Below are 26,168 nucleotides of genomic sequence, written 5' to 3'. Positions count from 1 at the left end.
CGACGGCCGGAGGCCGGCGCAGCCGGGCGAAGCCCGGAAGGCCGCCCACGGCCGAGCGGTGCGAGCACGGCGTCAAGAAGGAGTCGTGGCGGGCGCGGTGTCGAATTCCGCACCACGTTGTGCGGACCGTATGAGGGGTCCTCCCCGCAGGGAGGGGTACTGCCGCGGCCTGAGCCGCGCACCGACGGCCGAAGGCCGGCGCAGCCGGGCGAAGCCCGGGAGGCCGCCCACGGCCGAGCGGTGCGAGCACGGCGTCCGGTCGGCGTGGTGCGCCGGTCCGTTACACCGTCAGGGAGCGGTCCGTCGGCTTGACCGGGTACGGGAGGGCGCTCGTGCCCGTCAGGAAGCGGTCCACCCCGCGGGCGGCCGAGCGGCCCTCCGCGATGGCCCAGACGATGAGCGACTGGCCGCGGCCCGCGTCGCCCGCGACGAACACGCCGTCGACGTTCGTCGCGTAGGAGGCGTCGCGCTCGATGTTGCCGCGGGCGTCCATCGCCAGGCCGAACTGCTCCACCAGGCCGTTGGCCCGGTCGGTGCCCGTGAAGCCCATCGCCAGGGTGACGAGCTGCGCCGGGAGGACGCGCTCGGTGCCGGGCTTCTGGACGAGCTTGCCGTCGACGAACTCGACCTCGACCAGGTGCAGGGCCTGGACGTTGCCGTCCTCGTCGCCCTCGAAGTGGGTGGTGGAGACGGAGTAGACCCGCTCGCCGCCCTCCTCGTGCGCCGAGGTGACCTTGTACAGCATCGGGAACGTCGGCCACGGCTGGTTGGCGCTGCGGTCCTCGCCGGGCTTCGGCATGATCTCCAGCTGCGTGACCGAGGCCGCGCCCTGGCGGTGGGCGGTGCCGACGCAGTCCGCGCCGGTGTCGCCGCCGCCGATGACGACCACGTGCTTGCCCTCGGCCGTGATGGGGGGCGCCATGAAGTCGCCCTCCTGGACCTTGTTCGCGAGCGGCAGGTACTCCATCGCGAAGTGGATGCCGTTCAGCTCGCGGCCCGGGACCGGCAGGTCGCGCGAGACGGTGGCGCCCGCCGCGATGACCACCGCGTCGAACCGCTTGCGCAGGTCGGTGGCGGTGATGTCGCGGCCGACCTCGATGCCGGTGCGGAACTTGGTGCCCTCCGCGCGCATCTGCTCGATGCGGCGGTTGATGTGCACCTTCTCCATCTTGAACTCGGGGATGCCGTAGCGCAGCAGCCCGCCGACGCGGTCGGCGCGCTCGTACACCACGACGGTGTGCCCGGCCCGGGTCAGCTGCTGGGCCGCGGCGAGACCCGCCGGGCCGGAGCCGATGACCGCGGCCGTCTTGCCCGACAGCCGCTCCGGCGGCTGGGGGGTGACGTTCCCGTTGTCCCACGCCTTGTCGATGATCGAGACTTCGACGTTCTTGATCGTCACGGCCGGCTGGTTGATGCCCAGCACGCACGCCGACTCGCACGGGGCCGGGCACAGCCGCCCGGTGAACTCCGGGAAGTTGTTCGTGGCGTGCAGCCGCTCGGAGGCCGCCGACCAGTCCTCGCGGTACGCGAAGTCGTTCCACTCGGGGATCAGGTTCCCCAGCGGGCAGCCGTTGTGGCAGAACGGGATGCCGCAGTCCATGCAGCGGCCGGCCTGCTTGCTGATGATCGGCAGCAGCGAGCCCGGGGCGTAGACCTCGTTCCAGTCCTTCAGCCGTTCGGCCACGGGACGGGAGCAGGCGGTCTCGCGCGGGGTGGTGAGGAAGCCCTTCGGGTCAGCCATGGGTCGCCGCCTCCATCATCTTCTCGGTGGTCTCGGACTCCGAGAGTCCGGCCAGCTCAGCGGCGTCCTTGGCGGCGAGCACTGCCTTGTACGTGGTCGGGATGATCTTGCTGAAGCGGTCCGCCGCGGCGGTCCAGTCAGCGAGGAGCTTCGCGGCGACGGTCGAGCCGGTCTCCTCCTCGTGGCGGCGCACCACATCGTGCAGCCACTGCTTGTCCGCGTCGGACAGCGCGGTCTCGACGGCGCCGGCGTTGCCGACGTTGACGTTGGCCGGGTCCAGGTCGATGACGTACGCGACGCCGCCCGACATGCCGGCCGCGAAGTTGCGGCCCGTCTCACCGAGGACGACCGCGGTTCCGCCGGTCATGTACTCGCAGCCGTGGTCGCCCACGCCCTCCGAGACGACCAGGGCGCCGGAGTTGCGGACGCAGAAGCGCTCGCCGGTGCGGCCGCGCAGGAACATCTCGCCGCCGGTGGCCCCGTAGCCGATGGTGTTGCCGGCGATGGTGGAGTACTCGGCGAGGTGGTCGGCGCCGCGGTCGGGGCGGACCACGATCCGGCCGCCCGACAGGCCCTTGCCGACGTAGTCGTTGGCGTCGCCCTCCAGGCGCAGGGTGATGCCCTTGGGCACGAAGGCGCCGAAGGACTGGCCGGCGCTCCCGGTGAAGGTCAGGTCGATGGTGTTGTCGGGCAGGCCCGCGCCACCGAACTTCTTGGTGACGTGGTGGCCGAGCATCGTGCCGACGGTCCGGTTGATGTTGCGGATCGAGACCTGCGCGCGGACCGGCAGGGCCGCCTCGGCGGACTCGGCGTTCAGCGCGTCGGCCGCGAGCTCGACGAGCTCGTTGTCGAGGGCCTTCTCCAGACCGTGGTCCTGCTCGATGAGGGCGTGGCGGACCGCGCCCTCGGGCAGCTCGGGCACGTAGAAGAGCGGCTCCAGGTCGAGGCCCTGCGCCTTCCAGTGCGAGACGGCCTTGGTGGTGTCGAGCAGCTCGGCGTGGCCGACGGCCTCCTCGATCGTGCGGAAGCCCAGCTCGGCGAGGAGCTCGCGCACCTCCTGCGCGATGAACTCGAAGAAGTTGACGACGAACTCGGGCTTGCCGGAGAACCGGTCGCGCAGCACCGGGTTCTGCGTGGCGATGCCGACCGGGCAGGTGTCCAGGTGGCAGACGCGCATCATGACGCAGCCGGAGACGACGAGCGGCGCGGTCGCGAAGCCGAACTCCTCGGCGCCGAGCAGCGCCGCGATGACCACGTCGCGGCCGGTCTTGAGCTGGCCGTCGGTCTGGACGACGATGCGGTCGCGCAGCCCGTTGAGCAGCAGGGTCTGCTGGGTCTCGGCCAGGCCGAGCTCCCAGGGGCCGCCCGCGTGCTTGAGCGAGGTGAGCGGGGAGGCGCCCGTACCGCCGTCGTGGCCGGAGATCAGGACGACGTCCGCGTGCGCCTTGGAGACACCCGCGGCGACCGTGCCCACGCCGACCTCGGAGACCAGCTTCACGTGGATGCGGGCGGCCGGGTTGGCGTTCTTGAGGTCGTGGATCAGCTGAGCGAGGTCTTCGATGGAGTAGATGTCGTGGTGCGGCGGCGGGGAGATCAGGCCGACGCCCGGGGTGGAGTGCCGGGTCTTGGCGACCCACGGGTAGACCTTGTGGCCGGGCAGCTGGCCGCCCTCGCCGGGCTTGGCGCCCTGCGCCATCTTGATCTGGATGTCGTCCGCGTTGACCAGGTACTCGCTCGTGACACCGAAGCGGCCGGAGGCGACCTGCTTGATGGAGGAGCGGCGCGCCGGGTCGTACAGGCGGTCCGGGTCCTCGCCGCCCTCGCCGGTGTTGGACTTGGCGCCCAGCTGGTTCATGGCGATGGCGAGGGTCTCGTGCGCCTCCTTGGAGATGGAGCCGTACGACATGGCGCCGGTGGAGAAGCGCTTGACGATCTCGGAGACCGACTCGACCTCGTCCACGGGGATGGAGGGGCGGTCGCTCTTGAAGCCGAACAGGCCGCGGAGCGTCATCAGGCGCTCGGACTGCTCGTTCACGCGGTCCGTGTACTGCCGGAAGATGTCGTACCGGCGGTTGCGGGTGGCGTGCTGGAGGCGGAAGACCGTCTCCGGGTCGAACAGGTGCGGCTCGCCCTCCCGGCGCCACTGGTACTCGCCGCCGATCTCCAGCGCGCGGTGCGTGGCCGCGATGCCCGAGGCGGGGTACGCCTTGGCGTGGCGCGCGGCCACCTCCTTGGCGATGACGTCCAGGCCCGCGCCGCCGATCTTGGTGGCGGTGCCGCTGAAGTAGGTCTCGACGAACTCGTCGTTCAGGCCGACGGCCTCGAAGACCTGGGCGCCGCGGTAGGAGGCGACGGTCGAGATGCCCATCTTGGACATGACCTTCAGGACGCCCTTGCCGAGCGCGTAGATCAGGTTCTTGATGGCCTGCTCCGGCTCCAGGCCGGAGAGGAAGGTACCGGCGCGCAGCAGGTCCTCGACGGACTCCATGGCGAGGTACGGGTTGACCGCGGCCGCGCCGTAGCCGATGAGCAGGGCGACGTGGTGGACCTCGCGGACGTCACCGGCCTCGACGAGCAGGCCCACCTGGGTGCGCTGCTTGGTGGCGATGAGGTGGTGGTGCACGGCGGAGGTGAGCAGCAGCGACGGGATCGGCGCGTGCTCGGCGTCCGAGTGGCGGTCCGAGAGGACGATCAGGCGGGCGCCGGCCGCGATGGCGGCGTCGGCCTCGGTACGGATCTCGGCGATCCGCGCGGCCAGCGCCTCGGCACCGCCCGAGACCCGGTACAGGCCCGAGAGGGTGGCGGCCTTCATGCCCGGCATGTCGCCGTCGGCGTTGATGTGGATGAGCTTGGCCAGCTCGTCGTTGTCGATCACCGGGAACGGCAGCGTGACACTGCGGCAGGACGCGGCGGTCGGCTCCAGGAGGTTGGACTCCGGGCCGATCGAGGACAGCAGCGAGGTGACGAGCTCCTCGCGGATGGCGTCCAGCGGCGGGTTGGTGACCTGCGCGAAGAGCTGGGTGAAGTAGTCGAAGAGCAGCCGGGGGCGCTCGGAGAGGGCCGCGATCGGGGAGTCGGTGCCCATGGAGCCGAGCGGTTCGCCGGCGGTACGGGCCATCGGCGCGAGGATGACGCGCAGCTCTTCCTCGGTGTAGCCGAAGGTCTGCTGGCGGCGGGTGACCGAGGCGTGGGTGTGCACGATGTGCTCGCGCTCGGGCAGGTCCGACAGCTCGATCTCGCCGGTCTCCAGCCAGTCGGCGTACGGCGCGGCGGCGGCCAGCTCGTCCTTGATCTCGTCGTCCTCGATGATCCGCTTCTGGGCGGTGTCGACGAGGAACATCCTGCCGGGCTGCAGACGGCCCTTGCGGACGACCTTGGCCGGGTCGATGTCGAGCACGCCGACCTCGGAGCCGAGGACGACGAGGCCGTCGTCGGTGACCCAGTAGCGGCCGGGGCGCAGACCGTTGCGGTCCAGGACCGCGCCAACCTGGGTGCCGTCGGTGAAGGTGACGCAGGCCGGGCCGTCCCAGGGCTCCATCAGCGTGGAGTGGTACTTGTAGAACGCGCGGCGGGCCGGGGCCATCGAGGTGTGGTTCTCCCACGCCTCCGGAATCATCATCAGCACGCTGTGCGGCAGCGACCGGCCGCCGAGGTGGAGCAGCTCCAGGACCTCGTCGAAGGAGGCCGAGTCGGAGGCGTCCGGGGTGCAGATGGGGAAGATCCGGTCCAGGACGCCGTCGCCGAACGCGTCGGACGCCAGCTGGGACTCGCGGGCCTTCATCCAGTTGCGGTTGCCCTTGACCGTGTTGATCTCGCCGTTGTGCGCGACGAAGCGGTACGGGTGGGCGAGCGGCCAGGACGGGAAGGTGTTCGTCGAGAACCGGGAGTGGACCAGGGCGAGCGTCGAGGCGAAGCGCCGGTCGGACAGGTCCGGGAAGAAGGGCTCGAGCTGGCCGGTGGTCAGCATGCCCTTGTAGACGATGGTGCGGGCGGAGAGCGAGGGGAAGTACACCCCGGCCTCGCGCTCGGCGCGCTTGCGCAGCACGAACGCCTTGCGGTCCAGCTCGATGCCGGTGGCGCCCGCCCCCGACACGAAGAGCTGCGAGAAGGCCGGCATGGTGGCGCGGGCGCCGTTGCCGAGCAGGTCGGGCGTGACCGGGACCTCGCGCCAGCCCAGGACCGTCAGGCCCTCCTCGGCGGCGGCGGCCTCGATCTGCTCCACGGCGACGGCCTGTGCGGTGCCGTCGGCGGGGAGGAAGGCGATGCCGACGGCGTACGCGCCGGCCTCGGGCAGCTCGAATCCGGCCACCTCGCGGAGGAAGGCGTCCGGCACCTGGGAGAGGATTCCCGCGCCGTCGCCGGAGTCCGGCTCGGAGCCGGTGGCGCCGCGGTGCTCGAGGTTCCGCAGAACGGTCAGGGCCTGCTCAACGAGCGTGTGGGTGGCCTCGCCGGTGAGGTTCGCCACGAATCCGACGCCGCAGGCGTCCTTCTCGTTGCGCGGGTCGTACATGCCCTGCTGGGCGGGGCGACCGTCCATGGGCGACCAGGCGGTGGTGCTGGGGCCGGTCGCGGAGTGCGTGGATGCGGAACGCATCGGCTCTCCCGTCGTCGTCGTGGCATATGTGCATAACCGAGGGACGACGTTGGCCCTCCGCGAAATTTCGTGCAGATTACATGATGACGACAATCCCGCGAAGCGGATATGCCATTCCAGCATGCGGACACTGCACGGGGCAGAAAAGGGGGACCTTCACGGGCTCTCAAAGGGTCCGGGGACGCGATGACGGGTGGAAGGTCCCGGCAAGGGGGCGGGCATCGTTGCCCGCAGCCCTGTGGTGGTACCCGCCGGACACCTGAGCGAAACCGACGGGTAACGGACTACTTATGTTGCGCGGTGCATAGTGTCTCACTCCCTGCGCGGTCAGCCTACGGCTCCGCCGATCCAGGTTCCCAGGATGTACGTCACACCCGCGGCGGCGCCACCCAGGAGGAGCTGGCGCAGGCCGCTGTACCACCAGGAACGGGCCGTCACCCGGGCGACGACCGCACCACAGGCGAAGAGTCCCGCCAGCGCCAGCAGCACCGCGGGCCACAGCGAGGTGGCACCGAGCAGGTACGGCAGCACGGGGAGCAGCGCGCCCAGGGCGAAGGAGCCGAACGAGGAGACGGCCGCGACCAGCGGCGAGGGCAGGTCGTCGGGGTCGATGCCGAGTTCCTCGCGGGCGTGGATCTCCAGTGCCTGCTCGGGGTCGCGCGACAGCTGCATGGCCACCTCGCGGGCGAGCGGGGGCTCGACGCCGCGCGAGACGTACAGCTCGGCCAGCTCCTCCATCTCGTCGACCGGGTGCTTGCGCAGCTGCTGGCGCTCGATGTCCAGTTCGGCGAGGACGAGCTCGCGCTGCGAGGCGACGGAGGTGTACTCGCCGGCCGCCATGGAGAAGGCGCCGGCCGCGAGGCCGGCCAGGCCCGTGATCACGATGGCGTGCGGGGCGACGGCGCCGCCGGCGACGCCGGTCATGAGGGCGAGGTTGGAGACGAGCCCGTCCATCGCACCGAAGACGGCCGGCCGCAGCCATCCACCGTTGACGTCGCGGTGGGTGTGGTTGTCGCGGTGGGCGGTGTGCAGCGGCGCTTCGACATCGATGATGGACATGCGGTGTATCTCCCCTTTTGTGCGAACGAGCGTCAAACGGCGTCCCGCTCCCCCGGAACACCTCGAAAGTACGCACGAATTCGGCTCCCCGCCAGCAAGGAAGGCCGTACTTACCTGGGGTTTTGCGGGGCGGCGACCGGGTGACGGGGGCGTGTGCGGGGTGTTTCGCGACGAGCGACAAACCTCCTGACATGGCACAAATCCCCCAGGGGCTCTTGACGAGTCCCCCCAAGTGGAGAGGCGCGCCATGGAGCTGGTCGCATGCAATCCGCAGGTCCTCCTCGAACGGGCCAGGGGCGCGCTGCTGGGACTCGCGGTGGGCGACGCGCTGGGCGCCCCCGCGGAGAACATGAAGCCGTCGCAGATCCGGGCGCGGTGGGGCCGGATCGAGGGGTTCGTGTCGGAGGACCCGGCGGGCACGGACGACACCGAGTACGCGATCTTCTCGGGACTGCTGCTGGCCCGGCACGGCTCCGCGCTCACCGTCTCCCACGTGGAGCGGGCCTGGCACCACTGGATCGCGGACCTGGACGAGGGCCCCTTCCGCGGCGCGGGCTTCTCCGAACGCGGGACCCTGGAGAACCTGCGGCGCGGCCTGGCGGCCCCGATCTCGGCGCAGCACCGGCACGCGTGGTCGGACGGCCTCGCCATGCGGGCGGCGCCGTTCGGGGTGTTCGCGGCGGGCCGCCCGGCGGAGGCGGCTCGGCTGGTCGCCATCGACGGCTGCGTCAGCCACGACGGGGAGGGCATCTACGGCGGTCAGGCCGTCGCGGCGGGAGTGGCCGCGGCGATGGGGGGCGCGGGGCCGGCGTCGGTGGTCGCGGCCGCGCTGTCGGTGATCCCGGCCGACTCCTGGACGGCCCGCTCCCTGCGCCGGGCCGTCACCGCCGCCCCGCGCGGGGAACGGGCGGTGCGCTCGGCGGTGGTCATCGGGGGCTACCCCTGGACGGACCTCGCCCCGGAGGCGGTCGGCCTGGCGTTCGGCGCCTTCGCCGCCTGCGCCGGCGACTTCGGCTCCTCCGTCCTGACGGCCGTGAACATGGGCCGCGACGCGGACACCACGGCGGCGGTGGCCGGCGCGCTGTCCGGCGCCCTGTCGGGGGCCGCCGCGATCCCCGCCGCATGGTCCTCGGCGATCGGCCCGGTCCGCGGCAGCTGCCTGCCGTCGATGCGCGGCTACCACGTCCTGGACATCGCGGACCTCCTCACCCCGGAATACGAGGCCCCACGATGACCCAGCCTCCCGGCCCCGAACCCCACGCCCCCCGCCGACCCGACCCCCCGCACCCCCTGGCCCCCGCGGCGAACGCGGCCCCGCCGGCCGCGGCCGTCCCGGCGCTTCCGGCGCTTCCGGCGCTTCCGGCGCTTCCGGCGGGTGTGGCGGGTGCGGCGGCCGGGGTGCGGCTGGTGGCCGATCACGGTCCGGCGGTCATCCCGGGCTGGACCCTGGTGAGCACGGCGATCCCCCCGGCCCCCGCCGGACGCGCCGCCCCGGCCGACGGGGCGGGCCCGGTGGCCCGGGTCGCCGCTCGGCCTCCGGCCGCCCCGGCGCACCCGGCGAACCCGGCGAACCACGTGAGCCCCACGGACCGCGTGAGCCCGGCGAACCATGTGAGCCCCACGAACCACCTGAGCCCGGCGAACCATCCAAGCCCCGCGGACCGCGTGAGCCGCACCGGCCACGCGGACCGGCGGCGGATCGAAGGGCTGCTCATCGGGCTCGCCGCAGGCGACGCGGCCGGCTGGCCCGCCGCCCGGCACCGGGCCAGCCGGATGCCCGAGTGGACCCGCCGCCTCACCCGCGAGCTGGACACCTTCGCCGAGCAGAACGCCACCACCACCCTCCCCGTCCCCATCGCCCTCAACCAGCCGCCCGAACCCCTGCGCCTGGGCCCCTCCGACGACGCCGAGTGGGCGGCCTTCGTCGCCGAGTCCGTTCTCACCGCCTCCGGAAGTCTGCTCAGCGACCTCTCCCGGTCCCGCCGCATGCGCGCGGCCATCGACCTGGCCTGGAACGCCCTCGCCTCGGAGGTCGCGGCCGCGGCGGAACGCGCCCCCGAAGTCGAGTCCGCCGTACTGCCCCTGCGCGCCCGGATCTCCGTACGCGCCGGCCTCGGCAACCTCGCCGCCGGCCTGCGCCCGCCCGCCACCGGCCACGACAACCCGCACTTCTTCGACGACGCCGCCTGCGTCCGCGCCTGCGTGCTCGCCGTCGTCCACCCCGGCGACCCCCGCGCCGCCGCGGACCTCGCCGAGTTCGACGCCCGCTACACCCAGGACGGCGACGGCGTCCACGGCGCCCGCGCCATGGCCGCCGCCCTCGCGGCCGCCCTGGCCGGCGCCGGGGTCGACACCGCCGTCGACGCCGCGCTCGCGCAGCTCCCCGCGTCCACCGAGATCGGGCGCAACGCCCGGCACGCCGTCGGGCTCGCCCGTGCCCACACCGGCGCGGGCGGCCCCGGCGGCGCCTTCGCCATCGTCCCCACCCTCGAACACGAGATCGTCGACCACGTCTACAGCTACGGGATCGCCGCGGCCGAGACCGTCCCCGTCGCCCTCGCCCTCGCGACCGCCGCCCGCGGCAAGGCGGCCGAAGCCGTCCCGGCCGCCGCCTGCCTGTCCCGCGTCGCGGATTCCGCGCCCGCCCTGGCCGGCGCGCTCACCGGCGCCCTCGGCGGCGGCGACTCGATCCCCGCCGCCTGGCGCGGAGCCTGCCGCACCCTGTCGGGCTGCGTCCTGCCCCGCCTCGCCGGCACGGATCTCGTCGAACTCGCCGCGCTCCTCGCTCGCACGGAACTCGCCTCGTACAAGGGATGATCCAGACATGACGCTCACGTTGGAGGACCGGGCCGCAGGCGCTCTGGTCGGAGCCGCCGTCGGCGACGCGCTCGGCGGCCCGGTGGAGGGCTGGAGCCCCGACCAGATCGTGGAACGGCACGGCGGCCGGGTCCACGGCATCGTCGGACCCTGGTACGAGGACTGGCGCACGGCCCGCCCCATCGCCCCCTACCACAAAGGGGACGGGCACGTCACCGACGACACCCTCATGACGCACGCCCTGGTACGGGTCTACGAGGCGGTCCGCGACCACCTCGACGCCTACGCGGTCGCCGAGCACCTGGTGCCGGACCTGATGACCACCCCGCGGTGGATCCCGGAGCTGGAGGCCGAGGCGCTGCCCCTCCAGCGGATCTTCCTCGCCGAGAAGTGGATCGTGGCCCGGCTGCACTACGGGCACGTCGACCCCCGCGAGGCAGGCAGCGGCAACATCGTCAACTGCGGGGCGGCGATGTACATGGCCCCGGTCGGCATCGTCAACGCCGGCAATCCGGAGGGCGCGTACGCCGAGGCACTGGACGTCGCCGGGGCCCACCAGTCCTCCTACGGCCGGGAGGCGGCGGGGGTGTTCGCGGCGGCGGTGGCGGCCGCGTGCCGGCCCGGGGCGACGGCCGCCTCCGTGGTGGACACCGTGCTGGCCCTGGCCAAGGACGGCACGCGCGCGGCCGTCGCCGCCGTCGCGGAGGTCGCCTCCCGGCACCGGGACTTCGAGTCGGCCCTGGCCCCGCTGCGGGCGGCGGTCGCCCCCTACGACACGGTCGGCCCCGACTACCGGGCCCCCTCCCTCGGCGCCCGCCGCCCCTCCCGCCTGCACTCCATCGAGGAGCTCCCGATCGCGCTCGGGATGCTGCTGATCGCGGACGGGGCGTACGAGGGTTCCGTACTCGGCGCCGTCAACTACGGCCGGGACTGCGACTCCATCGCCACCATGGCGGGGGCGCTCGCCGGCGCCCTGGGCGGCGAGGAGGCGGTTCCGGCCGCCTGGTCCAAGCAGGTCGCCGAGTCCAGCCGGCTGGACCTGCACGCCCCCGCCCGGGCGCTGGCGGCGGTGGCCCGCGAGGTCTTCACCCGGGACCGGACCCGCCGCCGCGCCCACGAGTCGGCCTTCGCCGCGATCACCAGCACCGCACGATGACCCCGGCCCGCCGGGCGCCCGGCCGGGGCGGCGCGGCCGCCGGCCGGGGGGACCCCCGCCCCGCGGCGGGAGGGCAGCCGCCGGCGGACGGCGCCGGCCCCCCGGCCGAGCCGGCCGCGCCGCTACGGCTCACCTGGGCCCAGCCGGAGGACCTCGTCGGGCACGAGCTCCGCCAGGCGGCCGAGGATGGCCGGGATCCCGGGCCGGCGCTGCGGACGTGGCTGGCGGCGGGCGGCCGGCCGGCTCCCGCCCGGGCCGGCGCCTCCCCCGTCCCGGCCCCGCCGGCCCTCCGCGCCCTGGCGACCCGTCTCCTGGACGAGCTGGCCGACCTCCCCTCCCCGTTGTCCGCCGCGGAACCGCACTCCTGGCCCGCCATCCGCGCGACCTGGCCCCCGCCCAGCCCCGCCCCGGGCCGGGAGCCGGCCCGCACACCGCCACCGGGCCCTCCCCGCGCCCCGTACCCCCCGCCCCCGCCCGCTGCACGCGCGCCGGGCAGCCCGGCGCCGGGAGGGCCGGTCGGTCCCTCATCGGAGGACGGGCGTCGGCGACTGGAGGCCGCGTGGACCGGGCGGGCCGTGGGGTGCCTGCTGGGCAAGCCCGTCGAGAAGCTGCCGCTCGCCGGCATCCGGGCACTGGCCCGGGCCGCCGGGAACTGGCCGCTGGACGACTGGTTCACCGCCCGCGGGGTCCCGCCGCGGCTGCTGGCCGCCCACCCCTGGAACCGCCGCTCCGCCCCCACCTCCCTCGCCGAGAACATCGACGGCATGCCCGAGGACGACGACCTCAACTACCCCCTGATCGGCCTGCTCCTGCTCCAACGGCACGGCCGGGACTTCACCACCGCCGACGTCGCCCGCCTCTGGCTCGACGAACTGCCCGCGGGGCGGACCTTCACGGCCGAGCGCGTCGCCTACCGCAACCTCCTGCTCGGGCTGGAGCCGCCCGCCACCGCCACCCACCGCAATCCGTTCCGGGAATGGATCGGCGCGCTCATCCGCGCCGACGTCCACGGCTGGACCAACCCCGGCGACCCGGCCGCCGCCGCGGCCCAGGCCTACCGCGACGCCGCCCTGACCCACACCGGCAACGGCGTCTATGCCGCGCTGTTCGTCGCCGCCGCCACGGCCGCCGCCGCCACCGGCCGCGCCGACGTCCACACGGCGCTGCGGGCCGGGCTGGCCGTCGTGCCGCCCCGCTCCCGCCTCGCCGAGGCCGTCCACTGGGGCATCGGGGCCGCCCGGGAGGAAGCCGACTTCGAGCGTGTCGTCGACCGCCTGCACGCCCGCTACGGCCACTACCACTGGGTGCACGCCGTCCCCAACACCGCCCTGATCACGGCCGCCCTCACCCACGCCGACGGCGACTTCACCCGTTCCGTCTGCTCCGCGGTGGCCGGGGGCTGGGACACCGACTCCAACGGCGCCACCGCGGGCGCCCTCTGCGCGTTGATCACCGGGGAGGTCCCGCACCGCTGGTCCGCCCCCCTCAAGAACCGGCTCTCCACCTCCGTACCCGGCTTCGACGGCATCGGCTTCGACACCCTGGCCCACCTGACCCACCGGCTCACCACACAGGAGGCAGCACGCTCATGACGGCCATCGCCGTGCTCGGCAGTACGAACATGGACCTCGTCGCCTACGTCCCCAAAGCCCCCCGCCTGGGCGAGACCGTCACGGGTCGCGCCTTCCGCACCGTCCCCGGCGGCAAGGGCGCCAACCAGGCCGTCGCCGCCGCCCGCTGCGGCGCGCGGGTGGTGATGATCGGCGCCGTCGGGGCCGACGAGTTCGGCGTACGGCTGCGCGCCGCGCTCACCGCCGACGGCATCGACACCTCGGGCCTGCGCACCGCCGAGGGCGCCAGCGGCACCGCCCACATCACGGTGGACGACGAAGGCGGCAACAGCATCGTCGTCATCCCCGGCGCCAACGCCCGCGTCACCGGCCTGGAGGCGGGCGACGAGGGCAGGATCGCCGCCGCCGACGCCCTGCTCCTGCAGCTCGAACTCCCCCTGGAGGCCGTCCTCGCCGGCGCCCGCGCGGCCCGTGCCCACGGCGTCCGTACGGTGCTCACCCCGGCGCCCGCCCAGACCCTGCCCGCCGAACTGCTGTCCTCGACCGACCTGCTGGTGCCCAATGAGCACGAAGCCGCCGCTCTCACCGGGCTCACCGACCCGGGCCGGTGCGCGGCGGCCCTGCTGGAGGCCGTACCGGAGGTGGTGGTCACGCTCGGCGCGGCCGGGGTGCTGTACGCGGCCCGCGGCCGGGAGCCGCTGTCCGTGCCCGCGCCCCGGGTCCGTGCCGTGGACACCACCGCTGCCGGGGACACCTTCGTCGGCGCGCTGGCCGTGGCCCTCGGCGAAGGCCGTCCGATGGCCGGGGCGCTGCGCTGGGCCTCCGCGGCGGCGGCGCTGTCCGTGCAGCGGCCCGGCGCCCAGGACTCGATGCCGACCCGCGCCGAGACCGAGGCGGCGGTCCTGGCCGAACGGGCTCCGCACGGCGCGGACGCCTCCGGATCCGCATCCGGAGCCGCGTCGTGAACCCCGGCCCGCAGCCGGGCGCGACGCCGGAGCCGGGGCGGGGGCAGGCGGGAGGTCACGGCCAAGGGCACGGCCATGGGCACGGCCCCCTGCTGGGGCTGCGCGTCCTCGACCTCGCCACGCTGTTCGCCGGACCGCTGGCCGCCACCCTGCTCGGCGACTTCGGCGCGGAGGTCGTCAAGGTCGAGCACCCCCTGCGCGCCGACCCCTCCCGCGGCCACGGCCCCGCCAAGGACGGCATCGGCCTGTGGTGGAAGCTGCTCGGGCGGAACAAGCGGACGATCACCCTCGACCTGTCCACCGCCGGCGGCCGGGACACCCTGCTGCGCCTCGCGGCCACCGCCGACGTGGTCATCGAGAACTTCCGCCCCGGCACCCTGGAGAAGTGGGGGCTGGGCTGGCCCGAGCTGTCCACGGCCAATCCGCGCCTGGTCCTGGCCCGCGTCACGGCCTTCGGCCAGCACGGCCCGTACGCCCACCGCCCCGGCTTCGGCACCCTCGCCGAGGCGATGAGCGGCTTCGCCGCGATCACCGGGGAGCCGGACGGGCCGCCGACTCTGCCGCCCTTCGGGCTGGCGGACTCCATCGCCGGGCTGACCTGCGCCTACGCGGTGATGACCGCTCTAGCGGGCCGGGACCGCACCGGGCACGGCCAGGTCGTGGACCTGGCCATCGTCGAGCCGATCCTCACGGCGCTGGGGCCGCACCCGCTCTGGTACGACCAGCTCGGCTTCGTCCAGCCGCGCACCGGGAACCGCTCCACCAACAACGCCCCCCGCAACACCTACCGCAGCGCCGACGGCCGCTGGCTGGCGGTCTCCACCTCCGCCCAGTCCGTCGCCGAGCGGGTGGTGCGCCTGGTGGGGCGGCCGGAGCTGATCGCCGAGCCCTGGTTCGCCACCGGTTCCGGGCGGGCCGCCCACGCGCACGTCCTGGACGAGGCGGTGGGCGGCTGGATCGCCTGCCGCAAGGCCGAGGAGGTGGTCGCCGCGTTCGAGGAGGCGCAGGCGGCCGTCGCACCGGTCCACGACATCCGGGACGTGATGGCCGATCCGCAGTACGCGGCCCTGGACACGGTCACGGAGATCCAGGACCCGGAGCTCGGCCCGCTGCGGATGCAGAACATCCTCTTCCGGCTCTCCGAGACCCCCGGCGGCATCCGCTGGGCGGGCCGCCCGCACGGCGCGGACACCGACCAGGTACTGACCGAGCTGGGTCTGACCGGGGCCGAGATCAGCGCCCTGCGCACCGAGGGGGCACTGTGATCCTGACCTGGCTCTACGCGCCGGGCGACCGGCCGGCGGTGGTGGCCAAGGCCATCGCCTGCGGGGCGGACGCGGTCATCGTGGATCTGGAGGATGCAGTTCCGGCGTCCCGCAAGGAGTACGCCCGCGCCGCCACCGCCGAGCTCCTCGGTGAGCGGCCGCCCCTGCCCGTCCACGTCCGCGTCAACGCGCTGGACTCCCCCTGGGGTGGCGCGGACCTGACCGCGCTGGGCGGGCTGCACGGCCTGGCCGGTCTGCGGCTGCCCAAGATCAACTCTCCCGAGCAGGTCGTCGCCGCCGCCGCCCGCACCGCCGGGGTCGGGTTGCACGCCCTGCTCGAATCGGCGCTGGGCGTGGAGCGCGCCCATGAGATCGCCCGTGCGCACCCCGCGCTGCGCGGCCTCTCGCTCGGCGAGGCCGACCTGCGGGCCGACCTGGCGGTCAGCGCGGAGCCGGGGCTGGACTGGTGCCGTTCCCGCGTGGTGGTGGCGGCCCGCGCCGCGGGGCTGGCGCCTCCGACCCAGTCGGTGTTCCCCGACATCCGGGACCTGGAGGCGCTGGCCGTGTCCTGCGCACGGGGCCGCGCGCTGGGCTTCCTGGGGCGGGCGGCGATCCATCCCCGCCAGTTGCCGGTGATCGAGCGGGCGTACCTGCCGGCTCCGGCGGAGGTGGCAGCGGCGCAGGAGGTGCTGACCGCGGCCCGGGCCACGCCGGGGGCGCTGGCGCTGCCGGACGGACGCTTCGTCGACCCGGCGGTGGTGGCGGCCGCCCACCGCACCCTCGCCCTGGCCACCCGCATGGCCGCGCGCTGACCGGCGCTGCGGGCGCGCGGACCGGGCCGCGCCGGGCCGAGATCCTGGTACGCGCGGAGGGGTGCCGCGCTCGAGCACGGCACCCCTCCGCGTGACCGTTGCGGTCAGAGCTTCTTGGCCTGCGGAGTCCCGGTCTTGGGCTCGGCGCCTTCCGGGCCCTCGGGCTTCGCGCCCGCTCCGGGCTCGGCTGCGGCACCCCGTCCGGCCTCGGCCGCTGCGCCCGGTGCGGCCTCGGGCTCCGCCGCAGAGGACTTCGCGTCCACGTCGGAGGACTTCGCGTCCGGGTCGGCCGGAGCCGCACCCTCGGCGTCCTTGTCTCCCTTGCCGCCCTTGTCGCCGGGGGCATCCGGCTCGACGACGCCCTCGCGGCCCGGCCGCAGCTTCGCGGACAGGACGAAGTAGACGACGGCCAGAACGAAGACGACGATCGAGGTCCACACGTTCAGCCGCAGGCCGAGGATGTGGTGCGCCTCGTCGACCCGCATGTACTCGATCCAGCCGCGGCCGGTGCAGTACGCGGCCACGTACAGGGCGAAGGCCCGCCCGTGGCCGAGCGTGAAGCGCCGGTCGGCCCAGATGACCAGCAGCGCGACGCCGACGCACCACAGCGACTCGTACAGGAACGTCGGATGGTAGGTGCCGGCGTCCCGGTTCGGGCCCGCGCTGATCTCCACCGCCCACGGGAGGTCGGTGGCCCTGCCGTAGAGCTCCTGGTTGAACCAGTTGCCCCAGCGCCCGCAGGCCTGGGCCAGTGCGATGCCCGGGGCGAGGGCGTCGGCCCAGGCCGGCAGCGGGATGCCGCGCAGCCGGCAGCCGATCCAGGCGCCCACCGCGCCGAGCGCGATCGCCCCCCAGATGCCGAGGCCGCCCTCCCAGATCTTGAAGGCGTCGACCCAGTTGCGGCCCTCGCCGAAATACAGCTGGTAGTCGGTGATCACGTGGTAGAGGCGACCGCCGACCAGGCCGAACGGCACCGCCCACACGGCGATGTCCGCGACCGTGCCCGGCTTTCCGCCGCGCGCGACCCAGCGCCTGTTGCCGAGCCAGACGGCGACGAAGACGCCGATGATGATGCAGAACGCGTAGCCGCGCAGCGGGATCGGTCCGAGATGGATCACGCCGGTCGACGGACTGGGGATGTAAGCAATGTCCATGGCAGAGGCGACGCTACCCTGCCGGGCGGTGCGGACCGCAACCCGCCCGGCAAGCGATACCGAATCCACACACGGGACGGCTGGTTCAGTTCCCCGCGGATCCGTCCGACCCGCCGCGCGCGGCCGTCCTCGACGGCGACGCCGACGGCTCCCGCGAAGCCCTCGCGCTCGCGCCCGGGGTGCCGGCCCTGGCCGTGGACCCGGTCGTGGCGCCCGCCGTGGCCCCGGTCGACGGGGCCTTCCCCGCCGTCGGGGACGCCGGGCCGCCGCCGGAGGCGCCGGCCGCCGCCTCGACCTGCTCCTTCAGCTTCTGCGGGGTCACCGGATCGGCCTGGTCGGAGAAGATGTCCTTGCCGTTGAGCAGCACGGTCGGGGTGCCGCGGAACTTGCCTTCGCGGAAGGCCTCCTGCGACTTGGCGACCCAGCTGTTGTGGGTGCCGTCCTCGACGCAGGAGCGAAAGGCGGGGGTGTCCAGTCCGTCGACCTTGGCGGCCAGTTCCAGCAGCTTCGCGTTCTTGCCGTAGGCGTCGTCGACCTCCTCCGGCTGGTTCTGGAAGAGGATGTCGTGGTAGGCGGCGAACTTCCCGGCGTCCTGCGCGCAGGCCGCCGCGTTCGCCCCCTTGAGCGAGCCGCTGCCGCCCATGTTGCCGTCGATGAGGGTGACCAGGTGGTAGTCGACCTTGAGCAGTCCCTTGGCCTCGAGCTCGTGGACGGTGTCCCGGTAGTTGTCCTCGAAGGACTTGCAGGCGGGGCAGCGGAAGTCCTCCCACACCGTCAGGGTGGACTTGGCCTCGTCCTTGCCCGTCCGGATGGCCAGGGCGTCCTTTCCGGTGGCTCCGGAGGGCGCGACCACCGGGCCCGCGGCGCCCCCGCCGTCCTTGCCGGTGTTGGCCGCGATCAGACCGACGACGGCGGCCAGGCCGAGTACGCCGACCACCGCCGCCGACACGATGAGCGTCCGCCGACGCCTGTCCCGGGCCTTCTGCCGCTCGCGCTCCACCTGGAGTCGCTCGCGGGCCGATCGTTTCGTCGCATCGCGGTTCGCACCGTCGTTCTTCTCGCTCACGCTCGGCCAAACGAAGCGGGGAGGCACTCGCGTGCCTCCCCGCTCCCACTTCCACCCGATCGGGCTACAGAACCCGTTCGGGTGTGCGCTTCCCGTCAGCTCCTGCGTACGCCTTCCGCAAGCTCGCCCGCCAGCGACCGCACGGCGGCCAGCCCGGCCCCCAGGTCCGGCGCGTCCAGCAGCAGCTTGACGAAGGCCGACCCGACGATCACACCGTCCGCGAAGCCGGCGACCTCCCTGGCCTGCGCGGCGTTGGAGACGCCCAGCCCGACGCAGACCGGAAGCCCGCGGCGGGCGCCCTCCGTGGCGCGGGTGCGCCGCACCAGGTCCTGTGCCTCGTCGCCGACCGATTCGCGGGTGCCGGTGACGCCCATCAGGGAGGCCGCGTAGACGAAGCCGGAACCGGCTTCCGTGATGGTGGCCAGGCGTTCGTCCCGGCTGCTGGGGGCGACGACGAAGACGGTCGCCAGACCGTGCTTGTCGGCGTGCTCCCGCCACAGCGCGGACTCCTGGACCGGCAGGTCGGGCAGGATGCAGCCGGCGCCGCCCGCCGCCGCCAGCTCGGCGGTGAACCGCTCGACGCCGTAGCGGTCGATGGGGTTCCAGTACGTCATCACCAGGATCGGGGCCCCGGTGGCCTCGTGCGCCTCGCGGACCGTCCGCATCACGTCGGCGATCTTGACTCCGCCGCGCAGGGCGATGTCGTCGGCGGTCTGGATGACCGGCCCGTCGAGGACCGGGTCGCTGTGGGGCAGGCCGATCTCGACGACGTCCGCACCGCCCGCGACGATGGCCTTGACCGCCTCGATGGCGCCGTCGACGGTCGGGAAGCCGGCGGGGAGGTAGGCGACGAGGGCCGCGCGGTCCTCGGACTTCGCCTTGGCGAGGGTGGCGCTCAGCAGCTCGATGTTGCCGCGCCCGTGTGTGGAGCTCACTTGTCGTCCCCCTCGGAGAACTCGTCGCGGGCGACTTCACCGTCGGTGTCGTACAGCCCGAAGTAGCGGGCGGCGGTGTCCATGTCCTTGTCGCCGCGGCCGGAGAGGTTGACCACGATCAGGCCGTCCTCGCCCAGCTCCTTGCCCAGGTCGAGGGCGCCGGCCAGGGCGTGCGCCGACTCGATCGCCGGGATGATGCCCTCGGTGCGGGACAGCAGCCGCAGGGCCTGCATCGCGGCGTCGTCGGTGATCGCGCGGTACTCGGCGCGGCCGGTGTCCTTGAGGTAGGAGTGCTCCGGGCCGATGCCCGGGTAGTCCAGACCGGCCGAGATGGAGTACGGCTCGGTGATCTGGCCCTCCTCGTCCTGCAGGACGTAGGAGCGGGAGCCGTGCAGGATGCCGGGCTCGCCCGCGGTCAGCGTGGCCGCGTGCTCGCCGGTCTCGACGCCGTGCCCGGCCGGCTCGAAGCCGACCAGGCGGACCTCGGTGTCGGGGATGAAGGCGTGGAAGAGGCCGATGGCGTTGGAACCGCCGCCCACGCAGGCCGCGACGGCGTCGGGCAGGCGCCCGGCGCGCTCGATGACCTGGCGGCGGGCCTCGACCCCGATCACCCGGTGGAAGTCGCGGACCATGGCCGGGAAGGGGTGCGGGCCGGCGACCGTGCCGAAGAGGTAGTGGGTGCGGTCCACGTTGGCGACCCAGTCGCGGAACGCCTCGTTGATGGCGTCCTTCAAGGTCCGCGAGCCGGACTTCACGGCGATGACCTCGGCGCCCAGCATCCGCATCCGGGCCACGTTCAGTGCCTGGCGCCGGGTGTCGATCTCGCCCATGTAGATGGTGCAGTCGAGGCCGAAGAGGGCGCAGGCGGTGGCGGTCGCCACGCCGTGCTGGCCGGCGCCGGTCTCGGCGATGACGCGAGTCTTGCCCATGCGCCGGGTGAGCAGTGCCTGGCCCAGCACGTTGTTGATCTTGTGCGAGCCGGTGTGGTTGAGGTCCTCGCGCTTGAGGAAGATCCGCGCCCCGCCGGCGTGCCCGGCGAACCGGGGCACCTCGGTGAGGGCGCTCGGCCGGCCGGTGTAGTCGACCATGAGATCGCCCAGCTCGGCCACGAAGGCCGGGTCGCCCTTGGCCTTCTCGTACTCGACCGCGACCTCGTCCACGGCGGCGACGAGCGCCTCCGGGATGAACTTGCCGCCGAAGTCGCCGAAGTACCCCTCGGCGTCGGGGATGTGACCCTCCGGGTCCGGGATGAAGAATTGGCTGGACATGCCGGTGCTCCTACGGGAACGGGATGCGACGGGTGGTCTTCACCGTATGGCGCCGCCCGTCCGCGACACGCGCGCCGTGCGTACCCGGACCCCCGGGGAGTTCACGGGGCCGGGGCGGTCGGCGCTGCGGCGGACGGGGACCCGCTCGCCCGGACCCGCGGGGCCCGGACGGCGGACCGCACGGGACCGCCGGGAGGCGGCGCGGTACGTCTCGTACCGACCGGTCCGTGGGGTCTCGTTACGGCGCGTCGCCGGGGCGCCATCGCATGCCGTTGACCTGGCCGGGCTCGGAGCCGATCACGTACCGGACCCGCCGCCCGTGCACGCGCCGGGCCGGGGCGCGGCAGCCGCGGGGGCGGCAGCCGCGCGCCAGGGGCGCGTGCGCCGTCGGCACGCCGACCGGGCCGCGGCGGGAGGCCGGCGGGCGGTGCAGCGTGCTGACGGAAGGGCGGTGGCGGGCCATGGAGCGGTCAGCTCCGCCCGTGGCGCAGGGCGGGGTGGGCGCCCGCGGCGACGAGATCGGCCACGGCCGCCTTCGGGTCGCGGCCGGTCACCAGGGACTCCCCGACGAGGACGGCGTCGGCGCCTTCGTTGGCGTAGGCGATCAGGTCGTGCGGACCGCGGATGCCGGACTCGGCGATCTTGACGATGTGGGCGGGGATCTCGGGGACGACGCGCTCGAAGGTGGAGCGGTCGACCTTGAGGTCCTTGAGGTTGCGGGCGTTGACGCCGATGATCTTGGCTCCGGCGGCGACCGCGCGCTCCACCTCCTCCTCGTCGTGGACCTCGACGAGCGGGGTCAGGCCGATGGACTCGGCCCGCTCGATGAGGGAGACGAGGGCCTCCTGCTCCAGGGCCGCGACGATCAGCAGGACGAGGTCGGCGCCGTAGGCCCGCGCCTCCCACAGCTGGTACGCCGTGACGATGAAGTCCTTGCGCAGGATCGGGATGTCCACGCGGGCGCGGACGGCCTCCAGGTCGGCGAGCGAGCCACCGAAACGGCGCTGCTCGGTGAGGACGGAGATGACCGCCGCACCGCCTGCCTCGTAGTCGGCGGCGAGTCCGGCGGGATCGGCGATCGCGGCCAGCGCGCCCTTGGACGGGCTGGAACGCTTCACCTCGCAGATCACCTTGACGCTGTCCCCGCGCAGTGCCGCGACGCCGTCCTTGGCCTGGGGCGCCTTGGCGGCACGCTCCTTGAGCTCGTCGAGGCTCACGCGCGCCTGCCGTTCGGCAAGGTCTTCGCGGACCCCTTCGATGATCTCGTCGAGCACACTCACGCGAGCGGCCCCCTTCCGGGTCGATGACGTTCGGCCGCCTTGCGGACACGTACAACTGCAAGGTCAGCAATCAAATGGTATCCGCAGCGGGCCTGACCCTCCGCACGCGGTTGACGCCGTCCCAGTGACTGGACATCCGGAACCGGGGCTTCGACCAAGCCCCGCACGGGCCTCAGGGCGCCAGCGCGGAGCCGAAAGAGAGATTCCGGACGACCGCGAAGAGCAGGGCCGCGCCGCCGATACCCCACCAGTACAGGGGCCGCAAGGCCACCCGGGGCACCGGCCCGCCGCGGAAGGCGCGAACCAGCCACAGGAGAACGAAGCCTGCGAAGACGAAATACCCCGCGACGGCGAGGGCATTTGCCCCGAAAGCAGTGGTCAGATCGCCGTGGGCGAACGCGTACGCGCTGCGCAGCCCGCCGCAGCCGGGGCACAGGATGCCGGTCAGCCGCAGCAGCGGACAGACCGGGTAATGGCCCGGTTCGTTGGGATTCACGGTGCCTACGTACGCAAACGCGGCGACGGCGGCGGCCAGCGTGAGCGCCGGTGCGCGCAGCCGCCGGGCCCGGGTCACCGGTACGGCGGGCGGGAGCTGCGGCGAGGGGGCATCGGGGGTGCGGGGGGCGTCCACCCGCTGATTGTCACCGGTCATGACAAAAGGCGCAGCCCGACGGGCCGCGCCTTTCGGATCCCGGTGCGCCGCGCTCAGACCTTGGCGGGGACCTTGGAGGCCGCGATGACCTCGGCGAGGTCCTTGTGGGCGCCCTTCGGGGCTCCCATGCCGGCCGCCTTCATCGCCAGGCCGACGACACCGCCGACCGCGACCACGACCAGGCCGGCCCAGAAGCCGATCGGGTTCGCGAGCACCATGAAGGCGCCGGAGACGCAGAAGCCGATGAAGGCGATGATGACACCGGTCCAGGCGGCCGGGGTGTGTCCGTGGTCTGTGCCCGCCATGAGTTGCTCCTCGTTGCTCTGTCGCGGTGCTCTGTCGAGCGCGCGGTGTGTCACGGTGTGTCGAACGCTCGGTGCCCATTGTCCCGCACCCGGCGGGGGCGCCGTCCACGGGGGTCCGTCAGTCGGTCGGGTCCTCGCCGCGGTCCAGAGCCTTCCACAGATCTTCCGGCCGGTCCGGATCCACCGCGAGCCGCCGGGGCGCGCGGGGGCTGCCGTCGCGCTCGTAGCGGCCGCCCATGGCGGGCCAGCTCCTGCCGAAGCGCAGGGCCAGCAGCCCGGCGGCCAGGATCAGGGCGCCCCCGGCGGCGGTGACGTACGGCCACGCCGTCTGGGACAGTCCCGCCACCTGGGCGGCGGTGTCCGCGGTGGTACGGGCGGCCTCCGCGTCCAAGGCGCTGCGGCCGTCGGCTGCGAGGACCGCCGACAGGGCGGCGCCCAGGCCGCTGAGCGCCAGCAGCCCCGCCACCAGCAGCCGGCTCCGGCCGCGCACGGCGAAGACGGCGACCAGGGCGGCGAGGCCGACGATGGCCAGGGCCGCGGGCAGGCCGGTGACGGCCCGCCCGTCCGCGGTCAGCGCGAGGGAGTCGCCGCCGACGGCGGCGGTGCCCCGGGCCCAGACCCGGCCGGAGGCGAGCAGGACGACGGTGGAGCCGAGGGTGCCGAGCAGCAGGGCGACGGCCACGCTGCGGCGGCTGCTCCGGCTGTCGGGGGCGTCGGCGGCATCTGCGGCGGGGGGCGGGGGTACGGCGCTCACGTACCCCACTATCCCCTACGCCCTCAGGAGCGGTGGAGGCGGTTCGCCGCTCCCACCGCGCGCAGCACCGCGGCGGCCTTGTTGCGGCACTCGTCGTCCTCCAGCGCGGGCACCGAGTCCGCCACGACCCCGGCGCCCGCCTGGACGTAGGCCGTGCCGTCGCGCAGCAGGGCGGTGCGGATGGCGATGGCCGTGTCGGAGTCGCCGGCGAAGTCCAGGTAGCCCACGCAGCCGCCGTACAGGCCGCGGCGGGAGGGCTCCAGCTCCTCGATGATCTGCATGGCGCGGGGCTTGGGCGCACCGGAGAGGGTGCCCGCGGGGAAGCAGGCGGTGAGCACGTCGAAGGCGGTCCTGCCTGCGGCGACCCTTCCGGTGACGGTGGAGACGATGTGCATGACGTGCGAGTACCGCTCGATGCCCATGAAGTCGACGACCTCGACGGAGCCCGGCTCGCAGACCCGGCCCAGGTCGTTGCGGCCCAGGTCGACGAGCATCAGGTGCTCGGCGCGCTCCTTGGGGTCGGCGAGCAGTTCCTCGGCGAGGTCGTTGTCCTCCTGCGGGGTGGCACCGCGGTGCCGGGTGCCGGCGATCGGGTGGACCATGGCCCGCCCGTCCTCGACCTTGACCAGCGCCTCGGGGCTGGAGCCGACCACGTCGAAGCCGTTCTCGAAGCGGAAGAGGTACATGTACGGGGAGGGGTTGGTGGCCCGCAGCACCCGGTAGACGTCCAGCGCGGAGGCCTCGCAGGGCATCTCGAACCGCTGGGAGGGCACCACCTGGAAGGCCTGGCCGGCCCGGATGCGCTCCTTGATGTCCTCGACGGCCGCCCGGTAGGCCGCGCCGCCCCACCGCGCGGAGAACTCCGGCAGCTCGGAGGCGGGCAGCGGGGTCGGGGTGTAGGGGGCGGGGCGGGCGAGATCGGCCTCCATGGCGTCGAGGCGCGCCACCGCGTCGGCGTACGCCTCGTCCACACCGGTGTCGAGGTCGTTGTGGTTGATCGCGTTGGCGATCAGCAGGACGGTGCCGTTCCAGTGGTCCATGACGGCGAGGTCGGAGGTGAGCAGCATGGTCAGCTCGGGGAGCCGGAGGTCGTCGGCCGTGTGGTCCCCGATGCGCTCCAGGCGGCGCACGATGTCGTAGCCGAGGTAGCCGACCATGCCGCCGGTGAAGGGCGGCATGCCGCCCGCCAGGTCCCGTGGGGTGTGCAGGGCCTCGACGGTCGCGCGGAGGGCGTCCAGGGGGTCGCCGGCGGTGGGGACGCCGACGGGCGGGGTCCCGATCCAGTGCGCCTGGCCGTCCCGCACCGTCAGGGTGGCGTCGCTGCGCACGCCGACGAAGGAGTACCGGGACCAGGAGCGGCCGTTCTCGGCGGACTCCAGGAGGAAGGTGCCGGGGCGTTCGGCGGCGAGCTTGCGGTAGAGCCCGACGGGGGTGTCCCCGTCGGCCAGCAGCCTGCGGCTCACGGGGATGACGCGGCGGTCGGCCGCGAGCTTGCGGAACGTATCGAGATCCATGTGCGTGGGGCCTACCTAGTCGGCGTCGCGGAGGAGGACATCGTCGTCGAAGCAGGTGCGGGCGCCGGTGTGGCAGGCGGCGCCGACCTGGTCGACCTTGACGAGCACGGTGTCGGCGTCGCAGTCCAGGGCGACGGACTTCACGTGCTGGACGTGGCCGGAGGTGTCCCCCTTCACCCAGTACTCGCCCCGGCTGCGGGACCAGTAGGTGCAGCGGCCGGTCGTCAGGGTCCGGTGCAGGGCCTCGTCGTCCATCCAGCCGAGCATGAGCACCTCACCGGTGTCGTACTGCTGGGCGATGGCCGGTACCAGGCCGTCGGCGGAGCGCTTGAGGCGTGCGGCGATGGCGGGATCGAGGCCGCCGGGGCGGGGGGACGTACTCATGGGGACATTGTGCCGGGCCGCGCCGCCCGGCACGGGCGCCCGTCCGCCTGATGGTCGGGCACGCGCCGCGTTCCGGCCGTAGGCTGGTCCGCATGTCTACCCATGCGAAGCGTGAACGACTGCTGCTGGCCGACCTGTTGGAGGCGGCCGGGCCGGAGGCTCCGACGCTGTGCGACGGCTGGACCTGCCGGGAGCTGGCGGCGCACGTGGTGGTGCGCGAGCGCCGCCCGGACGCGGCGGGCGGCCTGCTGCTGAACGTGCTGAAGAACCGCCTGGACGCGGCGATGGCGGAGTACGCGGCCAAGCCGTACGAGGAGCTCGTCCGGCTGATCCGCACCGGGCCGCCGAAGATGTCGCTGTACGCACTCAAGCAGATCGACGAGGCGGCGAACGCGGTGGAGTTCTTCGTGCACGCGGAGGACGTGCGGCGGGCCCAGCCGGACTGGTCGCCGAGGGAGCTGGACCCGGTGTTCTCCGACTCCCTGTGGTCCCGCCTGGAGAGGCTGGCCCGCCTGACGGGCCGCCGTTCCCCGGTCGGCCTGGTCCTGCGCCGCCCCGACGGGCGGACGGCCGTGGCGCACAAGGGCACGCCGGTGGTCACGGTGACGGGCGAGCCGGGCGAGCTGACCCTGTTCTGCTTCGGCCGCCAGGAGTCCGCCGCGGTCACCCTGGACGGCGAGAAGGAGGCCGTGGCGAAGCTGACGGTTGCCAAGCTGGGCATCTGACCGCCGGGCCCGGGGGGGGGGGGGGGGGGGGGGGGGGGGGGGGGGGGGGGGGGGGGATGGGGGGGTGGGGGGGGGGGGGGGGGGTGGGGGGGGGGGGGGGGGGACGGTGCCCGGCCCCATGTACTCCCCCCAAACGAACAAGAAGAAGCTC

At 73.8% G+C, this 26,168-nt stretch carries 22 protein-coding genes; 8 read left to right on the top strand and 14 right to left on the bottom strand.

Annotation, left to right across the window (positions count from 1 at the left end):
* Nucleotides 1-280: 280 nt before the first annotated feature.
* The 3 genes from AC07FY_RS03275 to AC07FY_RS03265 all read right to left on the bottom strand — a co-directional run bounded on the left by AC07FY_RS03275 (nt 281) and on the right by AC07FY_RS03265 (nt 7,394).
* Nucleotides 281-1,741, bottom strand: a complete 1,461-nt coding sequence (locus tag AC07FY_RS03275; RefSeq protein ID WP_478999582.1) for a glutamate synthase subunit beta — start codon at nt 1,739-1,741, stop codon at nt 281-283.
* Nucleotides 1,734-6,278, bottom strand: a complete 4,545-nt coding sequence (gene gltB / locus AC07FY_RS03270) for a glutamate synthase large subunit (protein WP_478999900.1) — start codon at nt 6,276-6,278, stop codon at nt 1,734-1,736. Before gltB ends, AC07FY_RS03275 begins: the two co-directional genes overlap by 8 nt.
* A 384-nt stretch (nt 6,279-6,662) precedes the next feature.
* Complete coding sequence (locus AC07FY_RS03265; RefSeq protein ID WP_478999580.1) at nt 6,663-7,394, bottom strand: VIT1/CCC1 transporter family protein; 732 nt, start codon at nt 7,392-7,394, stop codon at nt 6,663-6,665.
* 247 nt (nt 7,395-7,641) lie between these two features.
* Here AC07FY_RS03265 and AC07FY_RS03260 point away from each other — a divergent pair, with 247 nt between their 5' ends.
* The 7 genes from AC07FY_RS03260 to AC07FY_RS03230 are packed head-to-tail and all read left to right on the top strand — an operon-like array spanning nt 7,642 to nt 15,980.
* Nucleotides 7,642-8,628 (top strand): ADP-ribosylglycohydrolase family protein, encoded by a 987-nt coding sequence (locus AC07FY_RS03260; protein ID WP_478999579.1) that lies wholly within the window; start codon nt 7,642-7,644, stop codon nt 8,626-8,628.
* Nucleotides 8,625-10,211 (top strand): ADP-ribosylglycohydrolase family protein, encoded by a 1,587-nt coding sequence (locus tag AC07FY_RS03255; RefSeq protein ID WP_478999577.1) that lies wholly within the window; start codon nt 8,625-8,627, stop codon nt 10,209-10,211. Before AC07FY_RS03260 ends, AC07FY_RS03255 begins: the two co-directional genes overlap by 4 nt.
* 7 nt (nt 10,212-10,218) lie before the next feature.
* Complete coding sequence (locus AC07FY_RS03250; RefSeq protein WP_478999576.1) at nt 10,219-11,367, top strand: ADP-ribosylglycohydrolase family protein; 1,149 nt, start codon at nt 10,219-10,221, stop codon at nt 11,365-11,367.
* Entirely contained in the window at nt 11,364-12,959 is a 1,596-nt protein-coding gene (locus AC07FY_RS03245; RefSeq protein WP_478999574.1) for an ADP-ribosylglycohydrolase family protein, read from the top strand. Before AC07FY_RS03250 ends, AC07FY_RS03245 begins: the two co-directional genes overlap by 4 nt.
* Nucleotides 12,956-13,903, top strand: coding sequence for a ribokinase (gene rbsK / locus AC07FY_RS03240; protein WP_478999572.1), 948 nt, complete (start codon nt 12,956-12,958; stop codon nt 13,901-13,903). The genes AC07FY_RS03245 and rbsK overlap by 4 nt, the downstream gene beginning before the upstream one ends.
* Complete coding sequence (locus AC07FY_RS03235; protein ID WP_478999570.1) at nt 13,900-15,168, top strand: CaiB/BaiF CoA transferase family protein; 1,269 nt, start codon at nt 13,900-13,902, stop codon at nt 15,166-15,168. The genes rbsK and AC07FY_RS03235 overlap by 4 nt, the downstream gene beginning before the upstream one ends.
* Nucleotides 15,165-15,980: an HpcH/HpaI aldolase/citrate lyase family protein gene (locus AC07FY_RS03230; RefSeq protein WP_478999568.1), complete on the top strand. Its 816-nt coding sequence runs from the start codon at nt 15,165-15,167 to the stop codon at nt 15,978-15,980. Before AC07FY_RS03235 ends, AC07FY_RS03230 begins: the two co-directional genes overlap by 4 nt.
* A 104-nt stretch (nt 15,981-16,084) precedes the next feature.
* Here the strand turns inward: AC07FY_RS03230 and lgt are convergent, their stop codons facing one another.
* The 11 genes from lgt to hisI form a co-directional block, all read right to left on the bottom strand.
* Nucleotides 16,085-17,134: a prolipoprotein diacylglyceryl transferase gene (gene lgt / locus AC07FY_RS03225; protein WP_478999566.1), complete on the bottom strand. Its 1,050-nt coding sequence runs from the start codon at nt 17,132-17,134 to the stop codon at nt 16,085-16,087.
* Between the two features lie 85 nt (nt 17,135-17,219).
* A complete protein-coding gene (locus AC07FY_RS03220) occupies nt 17,220-18,200 on the bottom strand; it encodes a DsbA family protein (RefSeq protein WP_478999564.1) in 981 nt (326 codons plus the stop codon).
* Between the two features lie 95 nt (nt 18,201-18,295).
* Nucleotides 18,296-19,135, bottom strand: a complete 840-nt coding sequence (gene trpA, locus AC07FY_RS03215) for a tryptophan synthase subunit alpha (RefSeq protein ID WP_478999562.1) — start codon at nt 19,133-19,135, stop codon at nt 18,296-18,298.
* On the bottom strand, nt 19,132-20,403 hold the full coding sequence (trpB, locus tag AC07FY_RS03210) for a tryptophan synthase subunit beta (protein ID WP_478999560.1): 1,272 nt from the start codon (nt 20,401-20,403) through the stop codon (nt 19,132-19,134). Before trpB ends, trpA begins: the two co-directional genes overlap by 4 nt.
* Before the next feature lie 238 nt (nt 20,404-20,641).
* Nucleotides 20,642-20,866: a tryptophan biosynthesis modulator TrpM gene (trpM, locus tag AC07FY_RS03205; RefSeq protein ID WP_478999559.1), complete on the bottom strand. Its 225-nt coding sequence runs from the start codon at nt 20,864-20,866 to the stop codon at nt 20,642-20,644.
* Between the two features lie 7 nt (nt 20,867-20,873).
* Nucleotides 20,874-21,683 carry an indole-3-glycerol phosphate synthase TrpC gene (gene trpC / locus AC07FY_RS03200; RefSeq protein ID WP_215146493.1) on the bottom strand — a complete coding sequence of 270 codons (810 nt, stop codon included), beginning with the start codon at nt 21,681-21,683 and terminating at the stop codon, nt 20,874-20,876.
* Between the two features lie 172 nt (nt 21,684-21,855).
* Nucleotides 21,856-22,335: a DUF2752 domain-containing protein gene (locus AC07FY_RS03195; protein ID WP_478999556.1), complete on the bottom strand. Its 480-nt coding sequence runs from the start codon at nt 22,333-22,335 to the stop codon at nt 21,856-21,858.
* Nucleotides 22,336-22,388: 53 nt separating this feature from the next.
* A complete protein-coding gene (locus AC07FY_RS03190; protein ID WP_478999554.1) occupies nt 22,389-22,640 on the bottom strand; it encodes an HGxxPAAW family protein in 252 nt (83 codons plus the stop codon).
* A 118-nt stretch (nt 22,641-22,758) separates the two neighbouring features.
* A complete protein-coding gene (locus AC07FY_RS03185; RefSeq protein WP_478999553.1) occupies nt 22,759-23,403 on the bottom strand; it encodes a TIGR02234 family membrane protein in 645 nt (214 codons plus the stop codon).
* Between the two features lie 14 nt (nt 23,404-23,417).
* Nucleotides 23,418-24,908: an anthranilate synthase component I gene (locus tag AC07FY_RS03180; protein WP_478999551.1), complete on the bottom strand. Its 1,491-nt coding sequence runs from the start codon at nt 24,906-24,908 to the stop codon at nt 23,418-23,420.
* Nucleotides 24,909-24,923: 15 nt separating this feature from the next.
* Nucleotides 24,924-25,292 carry a phosphoribosyl-AMP cyclohydrolase gene (gene hisI / locus AC07FY_RS03175; RefSeq protein ID WP_478999549.1) on the bottom strand — a complete coding sequence of 123 codons (369 nt, stop codon included), beginning with the start codon at nt 25,290-25,292 and terminating at the stop codon, nt 24,924-24,926.
* 92 nt (nt 25,293-25,384) lie between these two features.
* Between hisI and AC07FY_RS03170 the strand changes: the two genes are divergently transcribed.
* Nucleotides 25,385-26,017 carry a TIGR03085 family metal-binding protein gene (locus AC07FY_RS03170; protein ID WP_478999547.1) on the top strand — a complete coding sequence of 211 codons (633 nt, stop codon included), beginning with the start codon at nt 25,385-25,387 and terminating at the stop codon, nt 26,015-26,017.
* Nucleotides 26,018-26,168 lie beyond the last annotated feature (151 nt).

The sequence above is a fragment of the Streptomyces sp. NPDC045967 genome, from assembly GCF_056430495.1.
Note: the sequence above shows the minus strand (reverse complement) of the source record. Positions and strands in the feature narration are given on the sequence as shown.